Annotated in this window: 11 protein-coding genes; 2 read left to right on the top strand and 9 right to left on the bottom strand. The window is 66.2% G+C overall.

Annotated features, from left to right (window positions below):
• From ACESMO_RS09020 to ACESMO_RS09010, 3 genes are all read right to left on the bottom strand, one after another.
• A partial coding sequence (locus ACESMO_RS09020) for a biotin/lipoyl-containing protein (RefSeq protein WP_372707828.1) occupies positions 1–353 on the bottom strand: 353 nt, incomplete at its 3' end.
• Between the two features lies 1 nt (position 354).
• Positions 355–1,434: an alpha-ketoacid dehydrogenase subunit beta gene (locus ACESMO_RS09015; RefSeq protein WP_372707830.1), complete on the bottom strand. Its 1,080-nt coding sequence runs from the start codon at positions 1,432–1,434 to the stop codon at positions 355–357.
• A 59-nt stretch (positions 1,435–1,493) separates the two neighbouring features.
• Positions 1,494–2,729 carry a thiamine pyrophosphate-dependent enzyme gene (locus ACESMO_RS09010; protein WP_372707827.1) on the bottom strand — a complete coding sequence of 412 codons (1,236 nt, stop codon included), beginning with the start codon at positions 2,727–2,729 and terminating at the stop codon, positions 1,494–1,496.
• 146 nt (positions 2,730–2,875) lie between these two features.
• On the opposite strand from ACESMO_RS09010, the gene ACESMO_RS09005 reads away from it, so the two are divergent.
• Both ACESMO_RS09005 and ACESMO_RS09000 read left to right on the top strand, forming a co-directional pair.
• Positions 2,876–3,364: an Lrp/AsnC family transcriptional regulator gene (locus tag ACESMO_RS09005; protein WP_372707826.1), complete on the top strand. Its 489-nt coding sequence runs from the start codon at positions 2,876–2,878 to the stop codon at positions 3,362–3,364.
• Positions 3,365–3,402: 38 nt separating this feature from the next.
• Positions 3,403–4,341, top strand: a complete 939-nt coding sequence (locus tag ACESMO_RS09000) for a pirin family protein (protein WP_372707825.1) — start codon at positions 3,403–3,405, stop codon at positions 4,339–4,341.
• Between the two features lie 118 nt (positions 4,342–4,459).
• On the opposite strand, the gene ACESMO_RS08995 is transcribed toward ACESMO_RS09000, so the two are convergent.
• The 6 genes from ACESMO_RS08995 to rpmH all read right to left on the bottom strand — a co-directional run bounded on the left by ACESMO_RS08995 (position 4,460) and on the right by rpmH (position 10,172).
• Positions 4,460–5,824, bottom strand: coding sequence for an alpha/beta hydrolase family protein (locus ACESMO_RS08995; RefSeq protein WP_372707824.1), 1,365 nt, complete (start codon positions 5,822–5,824; stop codon positions 4,460–4,462).
• Positions 5,825–6,042: 218 nt separating this feature from the next.
• A complete protein-coding gene (locus ACESMO_RS08990; protein ID WP_372707823.1) occupies positions 6,043–7,011 on the bottom strand; it encodes an alpha/beta fold hydrolase in 969 nt (322 codons plus the stop codon).
• Between the two features lie 143 nt (positions 7,012–7,154).
• Positions 7,155–7,796, bottom strand: a complete 642-nt coding sequence (gene yihA, locus ACESMO_RS08985) for a ribosome biogenesis GTP-binding protein YihA/YsxC (protein ID WP_372707822.1) — start codon at positions 7,794–7,796, stop codon at positions 7,155–7,157.
• A gap of 1 nt (position 7,797) precedes the next feature.
• Positions 7,798–9,603, bottom strand: coding sequence for a membrane protein insertase YidC (gene yidC / locus ACESMO_RS08980; RefSeq protein WP_372707821.1), 1,806 nt, complete (start codon positions 9,601–9,603; stop codon positions 7,798–7,800).
• 5 nt (positions 9,604–9,608) lie between these two features.
• Positions 9,609–10,010 (bottom strand): ribonuclease P protein component, encoded by a 402-nt coding sequence (gene rnpA, locus ACESMO_RS08975; protein WP_372707820.1) that lies wholly within the window; start codon positions 10,008–10,010, stop codon positions 9,609–9,611.
• 27 nt (positions 10,011–10,037) lie between these two features.
• Positions 10,038–10,172 (bottom strand): 50S ribosomal protein L34, encoded by a 135-nt coding sequence (gene rpmH / locus ACESMO_RS08970; protein WP_003164000.1) that lies wholly within the window; start codon positions 10,170–10,172, stop codon positions 10,038–10,040.
• Positions 10,173–10,283 lie beyond the last annotated feature (111 nt).

Raw genomic sequence — 10,283 nt, 5'->3', positions numbered from 1 at the left:
GGCGACACCTCCCCCGGTGGGGGAGGATTGACGGCGGTGCGATCTCCCCCCTGCGGGGGGAGTACCGGCGAAGCCGGGGAGGGGGGCGCTTTCGCGCTCGCATTCCCCGCGCCCTCAACCTCGAACTCCACCAGCGGTGAACCCACTGCCAGCTGCTGGCCCGGTTCGCCATGCGCGGCCAGCACCTTGCCGGCCACGGGCGACGTCAGTTCGACCGTGGCCTTGTCGGTCATGATGTCGGCGATGATCTGGTCCTCGGCGACCACGTCGCCGACCTTCACATGCCAGGCAACCAGCTCAGCCTCGGCGGTGCCTTCGCCCACGTCGGGCAGTTTGAAGACGTAGCGACCCATCTCAGCGCCCTCCCTGAATCTGGCCGGTCATGACGGCCTTCAGGGCCGTGGCGACCCGTTCGGGGCCCGGGAAATACTCCCATTCGAAGGCATGCGGATAGGGGGTGTCCCAGCCGGTGACGCGGGCGATGGGGGCCTCGAGGTGATAGAAGCAGCGCTCCTGCACCAGGGCCGAGAGCTCGCCTCCGAACCCGGACGTTTTCGGCGCCTCGTGGACGATGACGCAACGGCCGGTCTTTTTCACGCTGGCCTCGATCGTCTCGATGTCCAGCGGAACGAGAGTGCGCAGGTCGATGACCTCGGCGTCGACGCCGGCGTGTTCGGCTCCGGCCAGCGAGACCCAGACCATGGTGCCGTAGCAGAGGATGGTGACGTCACTGCCCTCGCGCATGATCCGCGCCTTGCCGATCGGCTCGATATATTTGCCGGTCGGGACTTGGGCCAGCGCCTGGGCCTTCCACGGCGAGACCGGGTTCTGGTGCCAGCCGTCGAAGGGGCCGTTGTAGAGGCGTTTGGGCTCGAAGAAGATGACCGGATCGTCGTCCTCGATCGCCGCGGTCAGCAGGCCCTTGGCGTCATAGGGGTTGGACGGGATGACGACCTTGAGGCCGGCGATATGGGTGAACAGGCTTTCGGGGCTCTGTGAGTGGGTCTGGCCGCCGAAGATGCCGCCACCATAGGGCGACCGCACCACGATAGGCGAGGTGAACTGGCCGGCCGAGCGGTAGCGGATCTTTGCCGCTTCGGAGACGATCTGGTCGTAGGCGGGATAGATGTAGTCGGCGAACTGGATCTCGACGACGGGACGCAGGCCATAGGCCCCCATGCCGATGGCGGCGGCGACGATGCCGCATTCGCTGATCGGGGTGTCGAAGCTGCGGGTCAGGCCGTGCTTCTGCTGCAACTGGTCGGTGACGCGGAAGACGCCGCCGAAATAGCCCGCGTCCTCGCCGAAACTGAGGACATTCGGGTCCTCGGCCATCTTGACGTGCAGGGCCGAGTTCAGCGCCTGGATCATGTTCATGGGCACGATGCCAGAGGTCGGAGCCTCGGACCTGGGAGCATTATTCTGGTCGACCATGTCCGGCTCGACGCCGTCGGTGCGGTCGGAGGCGGTGAAGGTGGCTTGCTCGCTCATGATCAGACCCCGACCTCGCGGCGCTGTTCGGTGATGCGCCAGTCCTCGGTGGCGTAGACGTCCTCGAACATGGTCTTCACCGAGGCGCGCGACTGGCCCAGCGTGCCGATGGCCTCGGACTCCTTGCCCGCCGCGCGAACCTGGTCGACGGCCTCGGCCTCGGCGGCGGTCTGCTGGTCGTCGGACCATTCGCCGAGCGCGATCAGATGCTGTTTCAGACGCAGGACCGGGTCGCCCAACGGCCACTTGTCGGCCTCGTCCGCCGGACGGTAACGCAGTGGGTCGTCCGAGGTCGAGTGCGGAGCGCCGCGATAGGTGAACAGCTCGATCACGGTCGCGCCCTGGTTCGACCTTGCGCGTTCCTCCGCCCATTGCGTCGCGGCCCAGACGGCGAGGAAATCATTGCCGTCGACGCGCAGCGCCGGAAGGCCGTAGCCGATGGCCTTGGAAGCGAAGGTGGTCTCGAGCCCGCCGGCGATGCCCTGGAAGGAGCTGATGGCCCACTGGTTGTTGACGATGTTGAGGATCACCGGAGCGCGGTAGACGGATGCGAAGGTCAGGGCGTTGTGGAAGTCGCCTTCCGCCGTGGCCCCCTCACCGATCCAGGTGATGGCGATCTTGTCGTCGCCCTTGTAGGAGCTGGCCATGGCCCAGCCGACGGCCTGCGGCACCTGGGTGCCCAGATTACCGCTGATGGTGAAGAAGCCGTAGTCCTTCGCCGAATACATGATCGGCAGCTGGCGGCCCTTGATCGGGTCGGAGGCGTTGGAATAGATCTGGTTCATCATGGTCGCCAGCGGATAGCCGCGCGCAATCAGAAGGCCCTGCTGGCGATAGGTGGGGAAGCCCATGTCCTCGCGGCTCAGGATCATCCCCTGGGCCACGGCGATGGCCTCTTCGCCCGTGCATTTCATGTAGAAGCTGGTCTTGCCCTGACGGTGGGCGCGATGCATCCGGTCGTCGAAGGCGCGGGTCAGGATCATGGCCTTGAGGCCACGGCGCAGGGTCTCGGCGTCCAGCTTCGGGTTCCACGGACCGACGGCCCTGCCGTCATCGTCCAGCACCCGGACCAGCCGGAAGGCGTGGTCGCGCATGTCGAACGGCCTGGTCGAGACCTCCGGTCGATCCACCACACCGGCGGGGTCCAGCTTCAAATGGCTGAAGTCGGTCGGGTCGCCGGGCCGGCCCGAAGGTTCGGGCACGCGCAGCGAAAGGGCCTGGGTATTGGGCTTCTTCATTCGTCCTGCCGTTCGGTTGATCCGACCGCGTTTCCTCAACGGCCGCAATTAGCACGACGCCTCGGGCAAGGCTCGCTTGATTTCGACCTTGCCTTAGCCCGTTTGCCGGTATTTTATTGCGCCAGAACAAACATGGGAGAAACGCCTTGGCTGATGAACTCGATCCGGTCGACGCCCGAATTCTGGACATCCTGCAACAGGACGCCGGATTGTCTGTGGCCGAAGTGGCGGATCGCGTCGGCCTGTCGGCCTCGCCATGCTGGCGTCGGATCAAACGGCTGGAGGACACCGGCTTCATCCGCAAGCGGGTCACCCTGCTCAACGCTGCCAAGCTGGGCCTGGACTTCGAGGTCTATGCCATCGTCAAGCTGAGCCTGCCGTCGACAGAAAACCTCGACGCCTTCGAAGCCGCCGTCGGAGCATGGCCGGAAGTCGTTCAGTGCGCGACCATCACCGGTCGAGAGGACTATGTGCTGCGAATCATCACCTCCGACATGCACGCCTTCGATAAATTCCTGCGCGAGAAACTGCTCCGCCTCGGCATCGTATCGGACTGCGAGAGCCACATCGTCACGCGCGGCGTGAAGAATGTGACGACCCTTCCGCTGGGAATTGTGACGCCGCACGTGGGGTAGTCGCGGTCGCGCCCGCTTCCGCCGAAAAAGGAATCGACATGATCGAGATGGTGATCGACGCCCGCCGCAAGGATCTGGGCGGGTTCGAGGTGGGCCGCGTCCTGCCCTTCCACACGCGGCGCATGGTCGGGCCGTTCATTTTCCTGGACCAGATGGGCCCCGCCGCGTTCGCGCCGGGCTCCGAAGCCGTCAACGTGCGACCGCATCCGCACATCGGGCTGTCGACCCTGACCTATCTGTTCGAGGGCGAGATCATGCACCGGGACAACACCGGCGCGACCCAGGCCATCCGCCCGGGAGAGGTCAATTGGATGACCGCCGGAAAGGGCATCGTCCACTCCGAACGCACCGATCCGCTGAAGCAGAGCCAGGGCGGCCCGATGCACGGCATGCAGGCCTGGATCGCCCTGCCGACCGGAAGCGAAGAGGTCGATCCGTCCTTTCATCACCACGGCGAGGATGGCCAGCCCGCCTACGATAACCAGGGTCTGTTCGCGCGTCTGGTGGCGGGCGAGGCCTATGGCGCGCGGGCGGCGGCCCCGGCCTCATCGCCCCTGTTCTATGTGCATTGGGAACTGGACGAGGGCGTCCGCACCACGCCGCCTCCCGGCCGGGGACCGGGTGGCTATTCCGAACGCGCCCTCTACGTCGTCAGGGGCGAGATCCAGGTCGGCGACCGAACCTTCCATGAGGGTCAGATGATCGTGCTGGAGACGACGGCCGAGCCGACCGTGAAGGCCCTGCGGCCCTCGACCGTCATGGTCATGGGCGGCGAGCCGGTCGGGCCACGCGTCATCTGGTGGAATTTCGTCCACTCCAGCCAGGAGCGGATCGATCAGGCCAAGGCCGACTGGAAGGCAGGCCGCATGGCCCTGCCTGTCGAAGACGACATCGAATTCATCCCGCTGCCCGACATGCCTTCCACCCCGGAGCCGGCGCCGTCAGGGGTCAAGCCGGAGCCGACCCACCCGGTCTGAACGCTAGACCGTTTTTGTTTCAGGTCGATTCGACCTGAATCCAAAAAATGGTCCAGAATCAATCTAGAGCGAAATCTGAGCCTTGATGGACTGCGTCCATCAAGGCTCAGATTTCGCTCTAGGGCCCGGCGCGCGCCGCGACCCAGTCGACGACGGTACGGATGACCGACGGATCGAGCGTGGTTTCGATCTGGCCGTATTCCGCCATCAGGCCGGTTTCGGCCGGCTGGAACAGGTGATTGAGGCCGGGCAGCACAACCACGTCGGCGTCCGGCTTGAGCCGTGAAACCACCGGTGCGTTCTGGTCGGCGGGCACCTGAAGATCCTTGCCGCCATAGACGGCCAGCATGGGGACCCGCATCGTCCGGATAGATTCAGCGGGATCGTAGGCCACCAGGCCCCGATACCAGGCACCCGACATCACGGCCGCGTTCTGAGTTGCCTGCGTTGCCGTTTGGCCATTGGCCAGCAGCACGGCCTCGACCTCGCGGCGGACAGCCTCTCCGTCATCGGCGTTCGCGGCGACGGCGGTCATTAGCTGACGCTGGGCCGCGACCGCGACCTCAATCGCTTCGGAAGGCGCACCCGACGCAAGGGCTATGAGCCGGACCTGCTCCGTGATGATCTCACCGCCGGAGACTGCGGGTCCGGCCAGGGTGACGAGCCAAGCAGTTCGGAGGCCGTCGTCCATCGCCAGGTGGGCGACGGTGGCGCCTTCGCTGTGGCCGATCAGACCGACTCTCGCCGGATCGATGTCAGGTCGGGCGGCCAGACCGTCGAACACGGCCTTTACGTCCGACGCGAAATCCTCGCCAGCCGCCGCGCCGAAATTTCCGGTGGAGGCGGCGACGCCCCGGTCGTCGAAGCGCAGCACCGCCACGCCGCGACGGGTCAGGGCGTCCGCCCAGATGGCGAAGGCCTTGTGCCCCTCAATGGTCTCATCACGATCCTGGGGTCCCGAGCCGGTGATCAGGATGGCGGAGGGGAACGGCCCCGGCCCTTCGGGCAGGGTCAAGGTTCCCGCCAGCCGCACGCCTGGGGCGGCGGCGTTGTCGAACACGACCTCCTCGCTGCGATACGGGAAGGGCGGCGCGGGGGTCTGGGGACGGGAGGCGAGGGTCGCCGTCGCCGCCGTGCGCGACAGGATGAGCGCAACGGTCAAGCCGCCCTGCGACAGGGTGCCGGTCAGGGTCTGGCCATCGACCGACCGTGTCCCCTCGAACTGGCCGCGAATGACGGGGATGACGAAGCGGACGACGCCGCCCTCGATCGTCGGGCGATCCACGGCGATGTTCCGGGCCCCTTGATCCGGACTGTCCATGACGGCGTTCCCGGCCGCGTCGACCCTGAAGACGATGCGGATGGACTGACCGCCGACGCTGATCCGACCCTCCCAGACACCGCCCAGATCGGGGGTGGGCGCGGCCTGAACGGGGGCGACGGCCATGGCGGTGGCAGCGGCGAAGGCAGTGAGAATGGTCATGACGTCCCCCGGAAATGTCCAGGCGAACTTACGCGGCGGAGACGCTTCCGCCAACCGGGAGTGTCTTGAATCGCAACCCATGAACCCGATCTGGCGATGCATGACCGCTTTCTCCGTGCTCGATCTGTCGCCCATTTTCGAAGGGGACGACACCCGACGCGCGCTGCTCAAGACCACAGCCGCAGCCTCAAGATTACCGCAGAGGCCGTGCCGGGGCTCTAGCTCACCCCCGGCATCCGGATGAACACCATCAGAAGTCGGTTCACCTCGTCAGCGCGCTCCTGCTGAATCCAGTGGCCGGCGCCGGGAACCACGACCTGCATCCGCAGGTCCGGCACCCAATCCTTGAGTCCCGCCTCGTGCTGGCCGGCATAGTGGCGCACGGGGTCGCGCTCTCCGACCACGAAGGCGGCGGGCACGCAGATGAGCGCGTCCTGCAGGTGGGCGGTCAGCGCCCAGTTGCGGTCGAGGTTGCGATACCAGTCGAGCGGCCCCTTGAAGCCGCCGGTCGCAAAGGTGTCGACGTATTCGCGGAAATGCGCCTCGCTCATCCACGGCGGCAGGGTGGCGTCCTCGGGCACGATCGAGATGAAGGTCTCACCTTCGGGAACGAAGCCGGTCGATTGCCACCCATCCGGCGTCGCGCCGTCATAGGCGTAGAAGGCCTTGCGCAGGGCGGTCGCCGGGTCGGCGTCAAACGCCTGATGCGCGTCTTCGGCCTGAAACCGGCTGATGTAGAGGTCGCCACGACCGAGGCGTTTCGAGATTGCCGCCATCGCCGCCGTCGGTGGTCCCTTCGGCCGGCGCGGCTGGAACGGCACCGACAGGCCGAACACCGCCCGGAACATGTCGGGCCGCATCAAGGCGCAGTGCCAGGCGATCGGCGCGCCCCAGTCGTGGCCGACGACGATGCAGGACGTCTCGCCCAGCGCCCGGACCAGATCGACCATGTCGCCGACGAGGTGCAGGATGGAATAGGCCGAGACGTCCTCGGGCTTGTCCGTCCCGCCATAGCCGCGCATGTCCGGCGCGACGGCGTGGAAACCGGCATCCGCGAGGGCCTGGACCTGCGCACGCCAACTGATCCCGAGTTCGGGAAAGCCGTGGATCAGCAGCACCAGCGGACCGGATCCGGCCTCGAGGATATGCTGGCGGAGGCCGTCGGTCTGAATCAGTCGGGTCTGCATTCTTTTTGTCCACTCATCCCCGCGAAAGCGGGGACCCAGCTCATTCGGGAGGCACAGTGGCCCGGATTGACAGGGTTGCGAAGCCGGTCTGACCGGTCGCCCAAAGCACTTGGTCCCCGCTTTGGCGGGGACGAGCGGAAATTTTACAGCGTCACGCCCGTCGTCCGCATGATCTCCGCCCGCAGCTCGGGCATGCCGTCGCCCTTTTCGGCCGAAGTGACGATGACGGCGGGATAGGCGGCACCGCGTTTGGACACGCCCTTCAGCGTCTCGGCCTGGACCTTTTCGGCCTCGCCCTTCTTGAGCTTGTCGGCCTTGGTCAGGATGATCTGGTAGCTGACGGCGGCGAGGTCGAGCGCGTCCAGCGCCTCGTCGTCGACCTTCTTCAGGCCGTGGCGGGCGTCGATCAGGAGATAGACCCGCTTCAGCGTCACCCGGCCGCGCAGATAGTCCCGGCCCAGGTCCTGGAATTTCTTCACCGTCGACCTGGATGCCTTGGCCCAGCCGTAGCCGGGCAGGTCGACCAGCCGCAGCCTGCCGTCCAGGTCGAAGAAATTGACCTCGCGCGTGCGCCCCGGCTCGTTTGAGGCCCGGGCCAGCTTGTGCATGCCGACCAGGCCGTTGATCAGGCTGGACTTGCCGACGTTCGACCGGCCCGCGAAAGCGACCTCCGGCAGATCAGGATCGGGCAGTTGCTCGATCTTGGCGCAGCCCATGACGAAGGTCGCCGGGCGCGCGAACAGGACCCGTCCGGCTTCCAGTTCCTCTGCGGAGAAGTCGTCCAACTCAGGCCTTCTTCAGTCGCGCGTTCACCTGCGCGATGAAGGTGTCGATCGGGTTCTCGGCCTTCAGGCGGCGCATGATCACATACTGCTGGATGATGGTCAGGACGTTGGACCAGGCCCAGTAGATGAGCAGGCCGGCCGGGAAGGTGGCCATGATGAAGGTGAAGACGATCGGCATGAACTGGAAGATGCGGCGCTGCATCGGGTCCGGCGCGGGCGGGCTCATGGCCATCTGCAGCCACATGGTCAGACCGTAGAGGATCGCCAGTATGCTCAGCGAGAAGGTCCCGGCCAGCTGCCCGCCGATCAGCGGCAGGCTGGTAGGATCCCAGGGGATCAGGCCCCACAGATTCCAGATCATGGTCGGGTCCGCGGCGGACAGGTCGCGGATCCAGCCGAGGAAAGGCTGGTGCCGCATCTCGATGGTCACCGTCAGCATCTTGTACACGGCGTAGAAGACCGGGATCTGGAGCAGCAGCGGCAGGCAGCCGGCCAGCGGGTTGATCTTCTCCTTCTGATACAGCGCCATCAGCTCCTTCTGCTGGGTGGCCGGATCGTCAGGGTGCTTCTTCTTCAGCTCCTCCATCTGGGGCTGGAGGGTCCGCATCTTGGACATGCTCTCGTAGCTCTTGTTGGCCAACGGGAACATGACCAGGCGCACGGTCAACGTCAGCGCCAGGATGGCGACGCCGAAATTGCCCAGGATGCCGAAGAAGAACTCGACCAGCAGGAACATCGGCCGCGTCAGGAAGAAGAGGAAGCCCCAGTCAATGGCGTAGATAAAGCGCGGCATTTTCAGCGCCTGCTCGTAGCCCGACAGGATCTCGTTGCGCTTGGCGCCGGCGAACAGGCGCGTGGTCTCGGTGATCTGGGTGTTGGGGGCGATGGTGTGGGCCTCGCCCATCATGGTCGCGGAATGGACGTCATACCCGCCGCTCTCGGTGACGCGGAAGCCGGCCTCGATCTTCTCGTCCTGGGGCGGTATCAGGGCCGCCATCCAGTATTTGTCGGTGATGCCCAGCCAGCCGCCGGTCGATTCATGCTCTTGGACCGGCTTCTTGGCCCAGGCGCCGTACTTCAGCTGCTCGGTCGCATATTCGCCGTCGGTGCCGAAGGTGCCGATGCCGCCTTCGTGCAGGATCTGGTTCTTGCCCAGATCCTCGGGCACGCCCTGGCGTTCGACGCGGCCGAAGGGACGAAGGGTGACGGGCTGGGGCGTAAAGTTCGCCACCGTGTCTGTCACGGTGAACATATACTGATTGTCGATGCCGATGAGACGCGTGAAGCGCAGGCCCGCGCCGTTGTCCCACGTCAGGGTCACCGGCGTCGTGGGGGTGAGGGCAGCACCCTGGGTCAGGCTCCAAGGCGTGTCCTTGCCGGGCACGCCGCCCGGGACGTTGGGTCCGTTCCATCCGAACATCGCCTGATAGGCGTGGCGCATCCCTTCCGGGCGGAACAGCTCCACGGCAGGCGAATCCTCGTCGACGGTCTGGCGGTAGCGGGTCAGGAACAGGTCGTCGATGCGGCCGCCCTGCAGCGACAGGGAGCCGGTCAGGGTCGGGGTCTGGATCGGCACGCGATCACCGCCGCGGGCCAAAGCCACCGTCCGGTCTTCCGTGAAGATCAAGGCTCCGGGCGTCGGCTCCGTGGCCGCGGTGCCGCCCACGCTCTTCTCGGCTGCGACGATCTGCGCCTCGAGGCGCTTCTCGGCCTGGGGTTCCATCACGAAGAAGCTGTAGGCGAGCAGCATGATCCCCGCGATCACGACGAAGAGGATCGTGTTTCGGCTATTGTCTTGAGGAGGCATGGAGATCAGGAATCCTGGCCGGCGGGCGCGGGTTGGGCAGGCGCGCCTTGGGGCGCCGGCCGCGGGGTCGCGAGCCTTGTAAGCGCCGATTTCACATCGTCAAGCAAACGGTCCCATGGGCGGTCCGCCGTGCCCATGCGAGCGACGAAGACATAGTCGCTGCCCGGCTTGGCCAAAAGGGGGGCCAGGACCCGCGCGGCCTCGCGCAGCCGGCGCTTGGCGCGGTTGCGAATGACCGCCCCGCCGACCTTGCGCGTGGCGGTGAAACCCAGTCGAACGACGGCGTCCGCGTCATGACGATCCAGCCGCTGCACCACCACGGCGCCGCGGGCCTCTGAAACGCCTTTCGCGGCCGCCAGGAACTGGGGCCGCGAAGTCATGCGTTCGATTTTCACGAGGTCGCTCATGCGCCCGGTTCCGGGGCGCCGGACGACTTAGGCCGTCAGGCGCTTGCGGCCCTTGGCGCGGCGCCGCGCGACGATCTTCTGTCCGTTCTTGGTGGCCATCCGCGAACGGAAGCCGTGACGGCGCTTGCGCACGAGTCGCGACGGCTGATAGGTCCGCTTCACGGTCGGCTCCTGGGTTTAAACGGGTTGGCGGCGGAAAGACGTCCGTCGCGGGAAGGGCGGGCGTATAAGCGGCAGGGCCTCCGGTGTCAACGCTGGAGGGGCCTCGGCGGA

Source organism: Brevundimonas sp. (assembly GCF_041688735.1).
GTDB lineage: Bacteria > Pseudomonadota > Alphaproteobacteria > Caulobacterales > Caulobacteraceae > Brevundimonas.
Note: the sequence above shows the minus strand (reverse complement) of the source record. Positions and strands in the feature narration are given on the sequence as shown.